Annotated in this window: 15 protein-coding genes; 4 read left to right on the top strand and 11 right to left on the bottom strand. The window is 67.4% G+C overall.

Translation table 11 applies throughout. The features are described from left to right. Positions 1 to 9: 9 nt before the first annotated feature. The 11 genes from GGR25_RS22150 to GGR25_RS22200 are packed head-to-tail and all read right to left on the bottom strand — an operon-like array spanning position 10 to position 10,980. On the bottom strand, positions 10 to 1,185 hold the full coding sequence (locus tag GGR25_RS22150; RefSeq protein ID WP_183401066.1) for a mandelate racemase/muconate lactonizing enzyme family protein: 1,176 nt from the start codon (positions 1,183 to 1,185) through the stop codon (positions 10 to 12). A 35-nt stretch (positions 1,186 to 1,220) separates the two neighbouring features. Continuing rightward, complete coding sequence (locus tag GGR25_RS22155; RefSeq protein WP_183401067.1) at positions 1,221 to 2,363, bottom strand: mandelate racemase/muconate lactonizing enzyme family protein; 1,143 nt, start codon at positions 2,361 to 2,363, stop codon at positions 1,221 to 1,223. A gap of 53 nt (positions 2,364 to 2,416) precedes the next feature. Then, entirely contained in the window at positions 2,417 to 3,187 is a 771-nt protein-coding gene (locus tag GGR25_RS22160; RefSeq protein ID WP_343068150.1) for an SDR family NAD(P)-dependent oxidoreductase, read from the bottom strand. After that, positions 3,184 to 3,897, bottom strand: coding sequence for a GntR family transcriptional regulator (locus GGR25_RS22165; RefSeq protein WP_183401068.1), 714 nt, complete (start codon positions 3,895 to 3,897; stop codon positions 3,184 to 3,186). The genes GGR25_RS22160 and GGR25_RS22165 overlap by 4 nt, the downstream gene beginning before the upstream one ends. Before the next feature lie 59 nt (positions 3,898 to 3,956). Then, positions 3,957 to 4,790 carry an ABC transporter ATP-binding protein gene (locus GGR25_RS22170; RefSeq protein ID WP_183401069.1) on the bottom strand — a complete coding sequence of 278 codons (834 nt, stop codon included), beginning with the start codon at positions 4,788 to 4,790 and terminating at the stop codon, positions 3,957 to 3,959. Beyond that, positions 4,787 to 5,785: an ABC transporter ATP-binding protein gene (locus GGR25_RS22175; protein WP_183401070.1), complete on the bottom strand. Its 999-nt coding sequence runs from the start codon at positions 5,783 to 5,785 to the stop codon at positions 4,787 to 4,789. Before GGR25_RS22175 ends, GGR25_RS22170 begins: the two co-directional genes overlap by 4 nt. Continuing rightward, entirely contained in the window at positions 5,785 to 6,657 is an 873-nt protein-coding gene (locus GGR25_RS22180) for an ABC transporter permease (protein WP_183401071.1), read from the bottom strand. The genes GGR25_RS22175 and GGR25_RS22180 overlap by 1 nt, the downstream gene beginning before the upstream one ends. Further along, entirely contained in the window at positions 6,654 to 7,367 is a 714-nt protein-coding gene (locus GGR25_RS22185; RefSeq protein WP_183401072.1) for a PIG-L deacetylase family protein, read from the bottom strand. Before GGR25_RS22185 ends, GGR25_RS22180 begins: the two co-directional genes overlap by 4 nt. Continuing rightward, complete coding sequence (locus GGR25_RS22190) at positions 7,364 to 8,290, bottom strand: ABC transporter permease (protein WP_183401073.1); 927 nt, start codon at positions 8,288 to 8,290, stop codon at positions 7,364 to 7,366. Before GGR25_RS22190 ends, GGR25_RS22185 begins: the two co-directional genes overlap by 4 nt. A 3-nt stretch (positions 8,291 to 8,293) precedes the next feature. Next, on the bottom strand, positions 8,294 to 9,367 hold the full coding sequence (locus tag GGR25_RS22195; protein WP_183401074.1) for a methyltransferase: 1,074 nt from the start codon (positions 9,365 to 9,367) through the stop codon (positions 8,294 to 8,296). A 35-nt stretch (positions 9,368 to 9,402) separates the two neighbouring features. After that, positions 9,403 to 10,980 (bottom strand): ABC transporter substrate-binding protein, encoded by a 1,578-nt coding sequence (locus GGR25_RS22200; protein WP_183401075.1) that lies wholly within the window; start codon positions 10,978 to 10,980, stop codon positions 9,403 to 9,405. 670 nt (positions 10,981 to 11,650) lie between these two features. Here GGR25_RS22200 and GGR25_RS22205 point away from each other — a divergent pair. The 4 genes from GGR25_RS22205 to GGR25_RS22220 all read left to right on the top strand — a co-directional run bounded on the left by GGR25_RS22205 (position 11,651) and on the right by GGR25_RS22220 (position 15,591). Further along, a complete protein-coding gene (locus GGR25_RS22205; protein WP_183401334.1) occupies positions 11,651 to 11,821 on the top strand; it encodes a hypothetical protein in 171 nt (56 codons plus the stop codon). Between the two features lie 179 nt (positions 11,822 to 12,000). Beyond that, positions 12,001 to 12,309 carry a hypothetical protein gene (locus tag GGR25_RS22210; protein ID WP_183401076.1) on the top strand — a complete coding sequence of 103 codons (309 nt, stop codon included), beginning with the start codon at positions 12,001 to 12,003 and terminating at the stop codon, positions 12,307 to 12,309. Positions 12,310 to 12,379: 70 nt separating this feature from the next. Further along, on the top strand, positions 12,380 to 13,309 hold the full coding sequence (locus tag GGR25_RS22215) for a class I mannose-6-phosphate isomerase (RefSeq protein WP_183401077.1): 930 nt from the start codon (positions 12,380 to 12,382) through the stop codon (positions 13,307 to 13,309). Continuing rightward, a complete protein-coding gene (locus GGR25_RS22220; RefSeq protein WP_183401078.1) occupies positions 13,306 to 15,591 on the top strand; it encodes a glycosyltransferase in 2,286 nt (761 codons plus the stop codon). The genes GGR25_RS22215 and GGR25_RS22220 overlap by 4 nt, the downstream gene beginning before the upstream one ends. The last annotated feature ends 21 nt before the right edge of the window (positions 15,592 to 15,612 follow it).

Consider the following 15,612-nt stretch of genomic DNA (forward strand, 5'->3'; position numbering starts at 1 on the left):
TCCGCCCTCTCAGGCGTGGGGGCTGACGAAGATCGGCTTGCCGTCGATCTCGATCCGCACATCGATCCGGTAGCGCTCGAGCGCCGCCGCGCTGATCTCGATGCCGAGGCCGGGCGCGTCGGGAATGACGATCTCGCCATTCGCGTTCGGCACGATGTGGTTCGACGTCAGGTCGACGGCGAGCTGGCGCGGCGCGACCGGATATTCGCAGATGCGATGCGCTTCCAGCCCGGCGAAGGGCTGCAGCGAGGCGGAGAGCGCCAGATGCGAGGTGAAGGTGTGGTTCACATAGGTCACACCCTTCGCCACAGCATAATCCGCGACGGCCTTGGCCGGACCGATGCCGCCGATACGGCCGCAATCGATCTGCACGAAGCCCACCTTGCCGAAATCGATCAGGTGCTCGGCCATATAGCTGTTATGCGCCGCTTCGCCGCCGGCCATGCGGAAGGACGACGTGCGCGCGCCGAGCGCGGCATAGGCGCCGAGCGCGCCGGCATGGAACGGCTCCTCGAACCAGGTCGTGCGGTTGCGCTCCAGCGCCGGCAGGCGCTTCGCAGCCGCCTCGACATCGCCGCCGAAGATCTGGCCGGCATCGACGAGCAGGATGCCGTCTGGGCCGAGGCCCTCGCGCGCCGCATCGAGATGGGCGACGTCATCCTCGACCGAGCCGGTACCGAACGGTCCCCAGCCGAACTTGACCGCCTTGAAGCCAGCAGCGCGCGCCGAGCGCCCGCCTTCCAGCGTCTCCTGCGGCGTGTTGCCGAAGAGGCGGGAGGCATAGGGCGTCTTGGGGAACGCCTTCTGATAGCCGAGCAGCTTCCAGACCGGCTCGCCGCGCGCCTTGCCGAGAATGTCCCACAGCGCCATCTCGATGCCGGACCAGGTGTGCGGCGCCTGGAGGAGATCCATGCTGTCATAGGCGACCTTGGCCGCGATCGCGTCGATATCGGCCGCGCTGTCGAGGCGCGCGCCGAGCACCGAGGCCGAGACGGGGCGGCAGGCGCCGTGCGACATCGGCGTGACGAAGGCGGCGATCGAGGCGAGCGGCGAGGCTTCGCACTCGCCCCAGCCGATATGGCCGCCGGCGGCGACGCGCACGACGAGCGCGTCCTGGCTGCCGTCGGCATCCGTCGTCACCTCGGGCATGGCGACATAGAAGAAGTCGACCGCATCGATCTTCATGGCTTTGGCGTTTCCTGCGTTCTTTGATTGAAGGGTCAGGCGACGAGCAGATGCCGCGCGTCGGGCGTGAAGCGGGCGAGCTGCTCGATGTCGAGCTCGATGCCGAGGCCGGGGAGCTGCGGAATCTCGACATGGCCTTCCGCGTCGAGCGTCCAGCCGCCGAGCTTGATGTCGTCGAGATAGGGCGAGCCGCCGATATATTCGACGAGTTCGGCCGAGGGGATCGCGGCGGCAAGTTGCAGATCGGCCGCGAAGCCGACGGCGGTGTTCCAGCCATGGCCGATGTAGCGGACGCCGAATTCGCTCGCCATCTGGGCGATACGGATCTGCTCCGAAATGCCGCCGACCTTGGTGACGTCGGGCTGGACGATGTCGAGCGCGCCGCGCACGAACCAGGGCAGATAGGTCTTGCGCCGCGTCAGGCATTCGCCGGTCGCGATCGGCACCGGGCTCTGGGCGCGGAGCACGACGAAATCGTCGATCGCCTCGGGCCGCAGCGCCTCCTCGAACCAGTAGACTTCATAGTCCTTGACCATCTCGGCGGTGCGGAGCGCCCAGCGGAGCCCATTCGGCCAGAACGCGTCGGAGGCGCCGGGATCGACCATCAGCAGGCAGTCGTCGCCCGCGCCCTCGCGGGCCGCACGCACGATCTCCTCGTCGAGCTTGTAGCTGTCGCGCCGCCCCATCGGGCCCCAGCCGATCTTGATCGCCTTGAAGCCGGCAGCACGGAACTCGGCCGCACGCTCGCGCATCAGGTCCGGCATTTCCATGAGGATGGAGGCGTAGGGCTTCACCTTGGTGCGGTAGGTGCCGCCGAGCAGGCGGCCGACCGGCTGGCCCGTCACCTTGCCGAGAATATCCCAGAGCGCGATGTCGATGCCGGAAATGGCGTGGGTGAGCGTGCCGCCCATGCCCATCCAGAACGTGTTCTGGTGCAGCTTCTCGGAAACGCGCATCGGCTCCAGCGCATTCTCCCCGAGATAGAGCGGCTCCAGCACCTCGAGCGCCGCCTTCACGAGACGCGCATCGGTGAAGACGCTGCCGAGTCCCACGACGCCCTCGTCGGTGTGCACGGCGATCAGGGCGTGGACCGAGTCGTTCGGCTTGATCTCGTTGGACCACCCGCCTTTGGGTGTTTCGCCGAACAGGCCGGTGGAACGGATCGACGTGATCTTCATGGTTTCCTCGAGGTCTGGCGTCTTGTCATGATGGGTGAAGGGGAAGGCCTGCGTCAGAAGGTGGCCGAGATGCCGCCGTCGACGAGCAGGACCTGGCCGGTCACGTAGCGGCTGTCCGTGGAGCAGAAGAAGCTGGCAGCGTCGGCGACATCCTCGGGCGAGCCCGGGCGCCGCAGCGGGATGCGGCCATATTTGATGTAGATGTCGTTGAACCAGTCCGTCTCATGCTCGTGGCCCGATCCATCCGGCAGGAGCGCCATGCGCGTGTCGATGAAGCCCGGCGCGAGCGCATTGACCGTGATGCCGTCGCTGCCGAGGTCGCAGGCGAGCGCCCGCGTCAGATTGACGATGCCGCCCTTGGCTGCGGCGTAGGGGACGCTGTCGCGGGCGCCGCGCACGCCGAGGATCGAGGCGATGTTCAGGATGCGGCCGGCGGCGGAGCGGCGGATCAGCGGCAGGAGCGCCAGCGTGACGCCGAGCGCGCCATCGAGATTGACGCTCTGGACCTTGCGGAAGCGATCCATGTCGAGCGCGTCGAGCGGCGTCGCGTCGAGAATGGCGGCATTGTTGACGAGCACGTCGCACCGCCCGAAGCGCTGCTCGACCTCGGCAGCGAGACGCGCCAGCGCCGCCGTGTCGGTGATGTCGACGCCGACGGCCACGTTGCGTCCGCCAAGTTCGGCCGCAACGGCTTCCGCCTCCGGCAGGTCGATATCGGCCACGACCACCGTCGCTCCGTCGCGAACGAGGCGGCGGGCGATGGCTGCTCCGATGCCGCGGCCGGCTCCGGTAACGACGGCGATCCGTTCGGTTTCCAGCGTCACGGCGACGGTCCCTTCCAGCTCTCCAGCAACAGCGAGTGCGGCCCGATGATGTGGGTGGTCAGCATCGGATCGATCTCATCCTCCTTGCCGCCGCGGAGCAGTTCGAGCAGCTCGCGATGCAGCTTCACTTCCTCGGGCGGGCTCTCAGCGCGGATCCATTCGCGGCAGAACACGATCAGGAGATGCGGCGAGAGGCCCTCCCAGATCCGCTCGGCCATCTTGTTCTGGGCGATGCGCGCCACCGTGCGGTGGAACTCGACATCGAGCTGGCCGACGGCGATGTGGTCGCGCACGCCCGCGACATCGGTCATCGCGTCGAGCACGGCCTCCAGCGGCGCGAGCAGCGCGGGGTTATCGCGGGCGCGGCGCATGGCATGGCGGAAGGTGACCTTCTCGATCGCCAGGCGCACTTCGTAGATCTCGTTGATGCGCTCGTCGGAGAAATCGGCGACGCGCATGCCGCGCAGTTCGCTCGGCTCGAGAATGCCCTGCAGCTGGAGCTTCTGCATCGCCTCGCGGCCGGGGACACGGCTCACATTCATGCCGGCGGCGATCTCCGCCTCGGTGATGCGATCGCCCGGGCGCTTCTCGCCATAGACGATGGACATGATGATGCGGTCGGCGATCTCGTCGGGAATCGTGCGGGCCCGCTCAATCGGGCGGAAGAAACGCGGCGCAGAGGAAGGGTCAAGCTTGGCAACGCGGGCCATGGCTCAGTATCCGAATGGGGGAAGGGAAAATCGAGCGTTCCAGTATACGATAGACTGTATCAAGCCAAGCGCGCCCCCTCGTGACCGGCCGGACGCAGGCCGAGGCGCGGTTCGCCGCGCCGCGAATGATCGGGAATGGCGGCGAGGAGGCCGCGCGTATAGTCGCTTTCCGGTGCGCCGAACACGCGCTCGACAGGCCCCTGCTCGACGATCTCGCCGCGATACATGACGACGACGCGGTCGCAGAGGTAGCGAATGACGCGGAGGTCATGGGAGATGAAGATCAGGCTCAGACCGAGCGAAGCCTGAAGCTCCGTCAGCAGCGTCAGCACCTGTGCCTGCACCGAAACGTCGAGGCCGGAGACGATCTCGTCGCAGATCAGCACGCGGGGCCGGATCATCAGGGCGCGCGCCAGGCTGACGCGCTGGCGCTGGCCGCCCGAGAGCTGGGAGGGCAGGCGATCGGCGATGAAGCCCTGCAGCCCGACCAGCGACAGGGCCTCGCGTACGCGCTCCGCCCGCTCCGATTTGTCGCCGATGCCATGGACGAGCAGCGGCTCGGCCAGTGCCTCGCCGATCCGCATCGTCGGACAGAGCGAAGTGTAGGGATCCTGGAAGACGTATTGGACGTCGCGCCGCAGCGCCTTCCAGTCCGCCTTGGTCGCGACCGGCTTGCCATCGTGCAGCACCGTGCCGGAGGAGGCGGTCTCGATGCCGATCAGGATGCGCGAAAAGGTCGTCTTGCCGCAGCCGGACTCGCCGACGAGGCCGACGATCTCGCCGCGATCGGCCGCGACGGTGACGTCGCCGACCGCGCGCACTTCGTGCTTCTGGCCGCCGCGCCGCGTCGTGAAGGTCTTGACGATGTTGCGGCCTTCGAGAATGGCGGTCATTGCACGCCTCCGATTCCGTCCTGCGCGAAGCGATGGCAGGCCACGAAATGGCCACCGCCGCAGGCGGTCCAGTCCGGCTTGGCGCTGTCGCAGCGCCCGCTGACGACGACGGGGCAGCGGCTGCGGAACGGCGCGCCGGCACCGATTTCGTCGAGCGCCGGGACCTGGCCCGGGATCGGCTTCAGCGGATGGGCGCGCGAGCTTTCCAGCGTCGGCGCCGAGTTGAGCAGCCCGATCGTATAGGGGTGGCTCGGCCGATCGAGCACCTCGCGGACCGGGCCGCGCTCGACGGCGTGGCCGGCATACATGACGAGCACCTCGTCGCCGATTTCCGGTGCCAGTCCGAGATCATGCGTGACGAAGACGATCGAGATGCCGAGCTCTTCCTTCAGCGAGCGCAGCAGGCCGATGATCTGCGCCTGGATCGAGACGTCGAGATTGGTGGTGGCCTCGTCGGCGACGATCAGCTTGGGACCGCAGGCGAGCGCGAGCGCGATCGCCACGCGCTGGCGCAGCCCGCCGGAGAGCTCGATCGGATAGGCGCGCATGCGCCGCTCGGGCTCGGGAAAGCCGACCTGGTTGAGGACCTCGATCGCCCGGCGCTCGGCCTCGGCCCGCGTCACGGACCGGTGCGCGCGCACCACATCGACGATCTGGCGCCCGACCGGCATGAGCGGATTGAGGGCCGCCGCCGGATCCTGGAACACCATGGCGATCTCGGCGCCGCGGACCTTCATCCAGTCGCGAGCCGAGGATTTCAGCAGGTCGCGCCCCTCCCAGAAGATGCCCTGGCCCGAGACGGCACCGGGCGCGGGGACGATGCCGAGCAGCGCCTGGCAGGCCATGGACTTGCCGGAGCCGGACTCGCCGACGATGACGAGGCACTGGCCCGAACCGACGGCGAAGGAGACATCGTTCACGACCTTGAGCGGCCCCTCCGCGCCGGGAAAGGCGATCGTGACGTGCTCGAAACGAAGGGCGGGATCAGCGGACATCAGCGCACGCCCTTCGCATTGAAGCGGCGCTGCAGGCCGTCGCCGATGAGCACCAGGGCCAGAGAGGTCAGCACCAGCGCGACGCCGGGCAGCGCCGTCATCCACCAGGCCGAGGTGATGTAGTTCTTGCCGTCGAGCATGATGCCGCCCCAGGACGGGGTCGGCGGCTGCACGCCCATGCCGAGAAAGGACAGGGTCGCCTCGAACACGATCATGGCGGCCATCTGCATTGCGGCCAGCACGATGAGGCTCGGAATGATCGTGGGCAGCACATGCTTGAGCGCCACGCGCATCTTCGGCACGCCGAGCACGGCGGCGGCCTTCACATAGTCCTTGCCGCGTTCCTGGAGCGCGATGCCGCGCACGACCCGCGCCGCGCCCGCCCAGCCGGCCAGCACCATGAGCAGTATCAGCACCGGGATCGACGGCCTGACGGCGCTGGTGACCGCGATGGCCAGGAGCACATAGGGAAAGGCGAGCTGGATATCGATGAGGCGGCTGACCGCGACCTCGACGAAGCGGTTGCCGAACGCGCCGAGCAGACCCATGGCCGTGCCGAACGCCAGCGATCCGATCATGCCGATCCCGGCGACGGTGAGCGAGACGCGCCCGCCATAGAGCACGCGGCTGAACACGTCGCGACCGACGCCATCGGTCCCGAAGAAATGGGCAAAGGACGGCGGCTTGCGCACGGCCGACAGATCGATGGTCGTCGGGCCATAGGGCGCGATGACCGGCGCGAGCACGGCGGACAGGATGGCGAGCCCGAGGATCGCCGCGCCGATCACGATCGGCGGGTTGAGGGCCGCCCTCCAGGCTCGGTGCGGGGCAGGTCGGGGGGCTTGCATCGCGATCGCCGTCACGGTTGTCATGCCAGATTCGGGAGGAGCGCCGGCGAGCCCGTCCGGGGATAGGTCTTGAGCTCGCGGAACCCTTCCGCATAGCCGCAATCGGCGACGGCGCCGCGAATGCCGCTGACGCGCTCCATCAGGTCGGTGATGGAGGCATCCTCGTAGATCGCGCGGATCCAGGTGTCCTGGCTCTCATGGCAGCGCAGCATGCGGCGCTTGGTGTCGATCACGGAGGAGATGTCGACATAGCATTCGGGCTCGAAGCCGACGCCCGCGCAATTGTCCATATAGAAGACGTGCGGGATCTTCGGGCAGTGCGGCAGCGCGGTCTCGACGAGGCGCACCGAGGCGGGGATGCGGCAATCCTCGGCGATCTGGCCCGCGATGCGATGATCGGGGTGATAGTCGTTCAGCGAATGGATGAACATCACGTCGGGCTGCGCGCGGCGGATCGCGTCGAGGAAGACCGTGCGCGTCGGGCGGTCGTTGAACAGCCACTCGTCGTCGAAATTCATCCAGATCAGCTCGGCGCCGATGATCGCGCAGGAGGCCTCCTGCTCCTTGCGCCGGATCGCGCCGATCTCGTCACGCGTATGAGTGGGCGAGCCGACATTGCCATTGGTGGCGACGGCCATGAACACCTTGTGGCCGGCCGCCGCATAGAGCGCCAGCGTGCCGGCGCACTGCATCTCGATGTCGTCCGGATGGGCTCCGATGGCGAGGATGTTCATGGCTGCTCCAGACGAATGCGCGGATCGATCCAGCCGTAGAGAAGGTCGATCAGCAGGTTGACGAGGACGAAGGTGGTGGCCGTGACGATCGTGATGCCCTGGATGAGCGGATAGTCGCGGGCGTTGAGCGCGACGAGCGCGAGCTCGCCAATGCCGGGGAAGTTGAAGACGACTTCGGCCACGATGACGCCGCCGAGCAGATAGCCGATGTCGACGCCGGTGACCGTGATCAGCGGCAGGCAGGCATTGCGCAGCGCATAGACGAAGACGATGCGCCGCTCGCGGAGGCCGAAGGCATGCGCGGTGCGGATGAAATCCTGGCGCAGCGTCGCCTCCATCGCGGCGCGGAGCACGCGGAGCTGCGTCGGCAGGATCGAGAGCGAGACGGCGATCGCCGGCAGCACGAGGCTCAAGGGGCCGGAGAATCCGCCGGAAGGAAACCATTTCAGCGTGATCGAGAAGATGAGGACGAGCACCACGCCGAACCAGAACACCGGCGCCGCCTGTCCGAACGCGGCGAGCGCCGAGGAGAGCCAGCCCCAGAAGGAATTCGGACGTAGCGCGGCCATCGATCCGAGCACGATGGCGAGCGTCAGCGAAATGGCGAGCGCCGTTGCCGCGAGCAGCAGCGTCTTCGGCAGAGCGCGCGCGATGAGATCGATCACCGGCTCCTGGAAGCGGAACGAATTGCCGAGATCACCCTTCGCTACGCCGGCAAAGAAACTGCCGAGCTGCGCGATCACTGGACGGTCGGTGCCGAAATCCTTGCGATATTGCTCGATCACGTCGGGCCGGGCGAAGACGGGCGCCCGGATGCGCGCCGGATCGCCGGCCGAGAGCCGCAGGATCAGGAAGACGCTGACGGCGATGAAGAAGATGATGAACGCGGCCTGGAGGACACGTCCGAGGACGAAGCTCTGCATGGTTCATCCCGGCCCGAGTTGACGAACGCTGAAGGTTCCACGGCCCGGACGAAGCTGCCAGACCATGGTGTGATAATGCGAAGCCGGCATCGTCGCCGCGATCTCGGCCCAATGCTGCCAGGCCTGCTCTTCGGCAACCCCCGCCGCCTGCCAGAGCGCGACCAGGCCGAAAATGGCGCGATCCGAGTTGGCCGTGCTGCCGATCCAGCAGACCGTGTCGAAATCGGGCGAGCGCGCGGCCGCGACGCGCTCGGCGAGCGCCGGCGCCGCCGGTCCGCCAAAGCCCTCGCAATAGATGAGCGCCTCGCCGCGCTCGCGAAGATGCGCCGGCGCGCCGGCGAGGATCCGCTCCGCGACAATGCCACCGTCGTGCCCGCCGGCGCCACACAGAGGCAGCGCCTCATCCGGTCCCTGCGGCAGGAAGGGCGGGTTGGCGGTGATGAAATCGAAGCGCTCACCGGCTACCGGCGCATAGAGATCGCCGAAGCGCAGCGCGATGTCGCTGCGCCCGTTGATCGCGAGATTGAGCCGCGCCACCGGGATCACGGTCGGATCGAGGTCCACGGCCACCGTCTCGGCGGCCTGCGGCAGCAGGGCCATCAGCGTCGAGCCGGTGCAGAGGTCGAGATGCCGGCGGAACGGTCCGCGCCCGGACAGCATGCGGCCATACCAGAGCGATTCCGGGCCGCAATAGGGCGCGAGATCACGCTGGAAGCGCGGATGACCATGAGGTGGCGCGGCAAGGACATGACGATTGAGAAAGCTGGCCAGCAGAAGGCGGCTCGCAAGGCCGCCATCGCCGGCGACGAGAAGTCCGGCCGCTTCGAGCGTCGCGATGTCCTGCGGTCCGAGGAGCCGCTCGAGAGCGTCGCGGCGCTCCGTGCGGCCGGCAAGCAGCAGGCGGATCACGAGCGCGTCGAATGCGGGGGCCGACGCGGCGAGTTGCATCGCCGCGCGCGGGTCCCAGAACGGCCCGCCCGTGGGGCCGGGCCGCTGCAGCAAAGCGAGGTTCGCGGCGTCGGCGAGACGGCGCACGACGCCTCCCGCCTCGGTCACGACATCCGCGTCTGCCTTCATCGCAGCGGCCCCCATCACAGGCATGATGGCGCCGGTCAGTTCACCGAGGCCTTGGCCGCCAGCGGCTCGCCGACGAGCGGCGCGCGGGCATAGTCCTTGACCCGGTCGGCGACGATGAAGTGCCACTTCTCGTCGGAGAGGTACAAGGTCGCCTGGTTGTCCCAGAGATACTGCGCCGCCGCGGTCAGCGCCGCCTTGCGCTCGTCGCCGCTTGCCGCGCGCTGCGCCGCGACGAGCTCGACGATCTTGGGGTCGTTCAGGTGCCAAATGGCCTCTGCCGCGCCGCCCGTATAGAGGCCGAGAATGAAGTCGGCGTCGTTGTTGAACGAGGCGAGCGTGTTCAGCGTCAGGTCATAGGTGTTGTAGGAGGAGCGGAAGGCGCCGACCTCCAGCCGCTCGACCTTCGGCCGGAAGCCGACCTGCTCCAGCGAGGCGGCGATCGCCTGGTCGATCTCGAGCTGGTTGGGGACCAGCGTCGTCGTCGCCATAGTGATGTCGACGCCGTCCGGGGCCACTTCGGCGACCAGCGCCTTGGCCTTTTCCGGATCATAGGCGAAGTCCGGCTTCAGCGGCTCATAGGAGGGCGCCGAGGTCGGCAGCGCGGAGTAGCCGACAGGGTTCAGCCCGCCGCCGATGCTCTTGGCGATCGCCTCGCGGTCGACCGCATAGGCCAGCGCCTGGCGCAGCTTGACGTCCTTGAACGGGCCGTTGTGCTGGACGAGGCCGACGATCTGCGCCGGCGGCGACTGGTTGACGATGTGAAACTTGGCATTGTCCTTGACGCGGCCGATGTCCTCCGACGAGACGCGGGTCAGGATATCCACCTGGCCGTCGAGCAGCGCATTGATGCGCGCCTGGCCGTCCTCGATATAGCGGAAGATGATCGTCTTGATCTTGGGCGTGCCGCCCCAGTAATCCGGGTTGGCTTCGAGCGTGACGTCGTTGCCGGTATAGGACACGAACTTGTAGGGGCCGCTGCCGAGCGCGCCCTTCTTGAAATTGTCGGGATTGTCGATGTTCGCCTTCGGCAGGATCTTCACGAAGGCCATGGCGTTCTCGATCACGCCGAAGGGCTTGGGCGAGACGATCTCGATCTCGGTCGGGCTCTTGACGTCGACCTTGAGGCCTTCGACGACGAGCATCGACTGCGCGAGCTTGCCGAGGCCGAGGCGGTCGAAGCTCGCCTTGACGTCCTCCGCCGTGACCGGCGTGCCGTCGTGGAACTTCGCATCCGTCCGGATCGTCGCCGACACCGTCGTCGGCGAAAGGCGCTTCCAGGAGGTGGCGAGCGCGGGCTGCATCACGCCCTTGTCGTCGAAGGCGACGAGCGTGTCATGGACCAGCGAGGCGACCTGCTCGTCGACGAGGCCGAAGCCCGCGGCGGGATCCCAATAGTTCGAGGTCGGCGGCTCGGCATTGCCATAGGTGAGCGTGCCGGCCGGCGCCGCGCCTTCTGCTGCGAAGGCACGCGCGAATTCGACGCCGGTGCCGCGGTCGATGCCGCCCAGCACGGGCAATGCGGCCGCCGAGGCAAGGGCCGCCTGGAGGAAGCGGCGGCGGTCGAGCCCGCGGCGCACGTTGCCGCCCGCAGAATCGTCGGTGCAGTCAGACATGATCGTTCCCTTCTGGTCCGTCTGGAATCGCGGAGCTTGGCGCCGTCGCGGGCGATGCGTCCGTCTATGGAGTTCAGTATACCGTATAACAAAAGACCGTCAACCGAGTGGAGTCGGGGGCGGAGCTTCCACGACAGACGAAAGCCCGTCAGGGATCGAAAGACGGGTTCGACGAGGTCAGCGGCCCCGAAGGTCCGGCAATATCCGGTCCGCTTGTTTCGCGGGACGTCCGGGTTTGCGAATGACCTGGCGCTGCGGAATGGCTGAAGTCGGCGTAGCGTCACACCGGGTCGGCAATCGATTGTGCCATCGAGGGCCCGCCTCGGATGCGGGCGACATCGGCCGATGTCGATGGCGTCGCATGGGGTATGCGGCATGGCGCTCGCGGATCGGTCCGGTCATGGAGGCCGGCGCACCGTGGGGCGCAGCCTCACGGGGTCTATTGCGCCACGATTTCAGGACGAAATTCTCTTTCGTCATTGCATTCATGACGCCGCGTCGCCATCTTCCAAATGTGGAACCCGTCTGTACTTTTGAAATTCGCGATATAGATCGCCAGATTTTCTCGTAAATATCCTGATCGAGAAATCACAAATCGGACGGTTTATTTCTGATCATTCGAGACAGTCGGAAATTCATCCAAGGCATCCGTCGCTTCAATTCGGAGCGATTGCCTCATTTCGTACCAAGCGTAGAGGAGGCGGTCATCGCCAAGGGCCAGAAGCACAGCAATCGCGAAGTCCGCAAGCCGAAGGCGGCGAAGCCGCCCGCACCGGCGACGCCCAGCCTGCTGACCAAGGGCATGTCGACGCCCGTCGGCATGCCGAAGAAGTCGCACTGAGCCGCGGAATGGTCCGCCGGCGCCTTACGGCGACCGGGGACCGACGCTGCGCCGGCGGCGAGCGCGCAGTTCGCGCTTTTCGTGTCGGCGACAGCCATCATCCCGCAGCGGCGTTGCCGCTCGGGAACCACGGCAGATCGCCGGCATGAGCCGCCCGCGCCTGCCAGAAAGGCAGAGCGATGCTCTATCTCGGGCGGATTGCCGGCAGCGGCACGCTGAAATGCAACGGCCAGACGATCGGCCGCGCGGCCTATGATTTCGACGGATTCTTTCGCCGGGCGACCGGCGTCACCAGTTCGGGCGAATTGCGCGCCTCCGCTGACGCCCTGCAGCAGATCTTCGGCAGGGACGGCATCCAGCTTCTGACGGATGAGGGCAAGCTCCTCGAGCTCGGCTTCTCCGAAAAGACCCTCGCCTCCGGATGTGACGTCGCCCATGTCGACGTTACCGGCGGCCTGCCGACCACGTCCGAGCCCTGGCGCTCCTGACCGCGACGCGTGCCCAGAACGGCACGACGCGCCCCCTGACATCAGGCCGAATCCAGAACGGGAGTTAGCCGTGACCATTGAACACGCCTTGAAGCACAATGTCCTCAAGCCCTGGGGCAGCCAGGATCTGCGCCCCTGGGACGAGACGACCAGCGAGACCGAGCATGTCGGCGAGATCTGGTTCGAGCGGAAAGATCCGTCCGCGCCCGAGCCGGCGCTGCTCGTCAAGCTGCTCTTCACCACGGCGCCGCTGTCGATCCAGGTGCATCCCGATGATGCGCGGGCGAAGCGGCTGGGCCTTCCGAACGGCAAGTCCGAGGCTTGGTACATCCTGGCCGGGGCGCCCGGTGCGCGCGTCGCGCTCGGTCTGCGCCGCCGCGTCACCGCAGCCAAGCTGTCCGCCTCGATCGAGGACGGCTCGATCTCCAATCTCGTCGAGTGGCGCCGCGTCCAGAAGGACGACGCCATCTCCGTCCCCGCGGGCACCATCCATGCCATCGGTGGCGGGCTGGTGATCGCCGAGATCCAGCAGCGCAGCGACACGACCTTCCGCCTGTTCGATTATGGACGGGCGCGGGAACTGCATCTCGAAGAAGCCGTCGCCGCGGCCGATGCCGGCCCCGTTGCCACGCAAACCATCGCGCGGCGCCTGACCGACCGGCGCGCGCTGCTCGTTTCCGGGCCGCATTTCGTGCTGGAGCGGATCGAGCTGCCGCCAAAATCGAAATGGAGCCTCTATGCCGAGCGCGAGACTTGGCTGCTCGCCATCGAGGGCGGCGCCCGCATTGGCGCGACGCGCCTCAAGCTCGGCGAGGCGATGTTCCTCGACGACGACCAGGCGGAGATCGAGGTCGGCGCCGAAGGGCTGAGGGGCCTCGTCGCCTATCCCGGCGCGATCCCCGCACCCAACCTGATTTCCCGTCCGGACTGGCACATCGCGGTGCCGACGACGGGCGCCGATGGCCAGGCTTCGGTTGCGACCATGGAGGCGAAGACATGACCGACATCCGGCGGATCGCCTTCATCGGCAATGCGCTGCCGCGGCGCTGCGGCATCGCAACCTTCACCACGGACCTTCAGCAGGCCGTGGCCGCGACCTCCAGCAAGGTCGAAACGGCGATCGTGGCGATGACCGACAAGGGGCGCAGCTATGATTACCCCGCGAGCGTCGGCTTCGAGATCCGCGACGATCGTCCTGAAGACTATGTCCGCGCGGCTGATTTCATCCGGGACGGCGGTTTCGACGTCGTCTCGCTGCAGCACGAATTCGGCATTTTCGGCGGCGAGGCCGGCGGCGACATTCTCGCGCTCTTGTCGCGATTGACCGTTCCGCTCGTCACCACCCTCCACACCGTGCTCGCCAAGCCCACGCCCGTCCAGCGCCGCGTGCTGCTCGGCGTCGTCGACGCCTCGTCGAAGGTCGTCGTCATGGCCGAGAAGGGCCACAAGCTGCTGCGGAGCGTCTATGGCGTTCCGGCCGAGAAGATCGAGGTCATCCCGCACGGCATTCCGGAGTTCGACTTCGTCGAGCCGGACATGGCCAAGGCGAAGCTCGGCTTTGCCGGCAAGCCGGTGATCCTGACGTTCGGCCTGCTGTCGCCGAACAAGGGCATCGAAGTCATGATCGAGGCAATGCCGTCGATCCTCGCGCGGTGCCCCCGTGCCGTCTATGTGGTGCTCGGCGCCACCCATCCCAATCTGGTGCGCGACCAGGGCGAAGCCTATCGCGAGAGCCTGGTCGAACGAGTCCATGAGCTCGGCATCGACGAGCACGTGGTCTTCCTCGACCAGTTCGTCGACCAGGCGACACTGCTCGGCTTCATCTCGATGTGCGACGTCTATGTGACGCCCTATCTCAATGAAGCGCAGATGACCTCCGGCACGCTCGCCTACAGCTTCGGGCTCGGCAAGGCTGTCGTCTCGACGCCCTATTGGCACGCGCGCGAATTGCTGGCCGATGGGCGCGGCATCCTGGTTCCCTTCGGCGATTCGAAGGCGATCGGCGACGAGATCGCCGGCCTTCTCACCGATGATGCACGGCGCCAGTCGATCCGCGTGCGGGCCTATGCGGCGAGCCGCTCCATGACATGGCATCATACGGCCGAGCGCTATCTGGAGGTGTTCGAGCATGCCGGGCGTGGGCAGGGGCTGCGGATCTTCCCGCGCCCGTCGTCCGCGCCGGGCGCCGCCGTCGCGCGGTCCCTGCCGGATGTGAGCCTCGCTCATTTCCTGGCGCTGTGCGACGACACCGGCCTCTATCAGCACGCCGTTCATTCGGTGCCCGACCGCGCGCATGGCTATTGCGTCGACGACAATGCGCGGGCTCTGCTCGTCGCCTGCGCGCTCTCGGTGCCGGACGAACAGCCCCTCTCCGCGCCGCTTGCCTCGCGTTTTGCCGCCTTCGTCCAGCACGCCTGGAATCCGGACACGCGGCGGTTCCGGAACTTCATGAGTTTCGACCGGCGCTGGCTCGAGGATCGCGGCTCCGAGGACAGTCATGGCCGCACCCTCTGGGCGCTCGGCGAACTTTCCCGCTCCGCGGCGCATCCCGCCAGGCAGCAATGGGCCGCAGCGCTCTTTGCCGAGGCTTTGCCGTCGGTCGACGGCTTCAGCTCGCCGCGGGCCTGGGCCTTCACGCTGCTCGGCCTCGACGGCTATTGCGCCGCCCATGCGGATCGGCAGGAAGCCCATCGGCTGCGCACGACCCTCGCCGACCGCCTCGTCGAATGCCTTGACGTGACCGCGACGCGCGACTGGGTTTGGTTCGAACCCGGCCTCGCCTATGACAATGCCCGCCTGCCGCAGGCCTTGATCGTCACCGGGCTCGCGACCGGCACGCCGCGGCACCTTGAGGCGGGCCTCCGATCGCTCCGCTGGCTGATGCGCCGGCAGGTCACACCGGAAGGCCACTTTCGGCCCGTCGGCTCTGCGAGCTTCGGCGATCTTCGCCAGCCGCCCAAGCCCTTCGACCAGCAGCCGCTGGAAGCGACGGCGACGATCTCCGCCTGCCTCGCCGCCTGGCGCGCCGATGGCGACGCCGCCTGGAGAGACGCGGCCGAGCGCGCCTTCGACTGGTTCCTCGGCGCGAACGAACTCCAGCTTCCGCTCGTCGATACGGAAAGCGGCAGCTGTCGCGACGGGCTGCATCCCGACCGCGCCAACGAGAATTGCGGCGGCGAATCCGTCGTTTCCTACCTGCTCAGCCTGGCGGAAATGCGTGCGCTCGCCCGGCAGACCGAGGAACGACCCAACCGGCCCTCGCTGCGCCTCCTGCGCCGCTGACATCCCTTCCCTCATCAAGAT

It is taken from the genome of Kaistia hirudinis (assembly GCF_014196455.1).
GTDB lineage: Bacteria > Pseudomonadota > Alphaproteobacteria > Rhizobiales > Kaistiaceae > Kaistia > Kaistia hirudinis.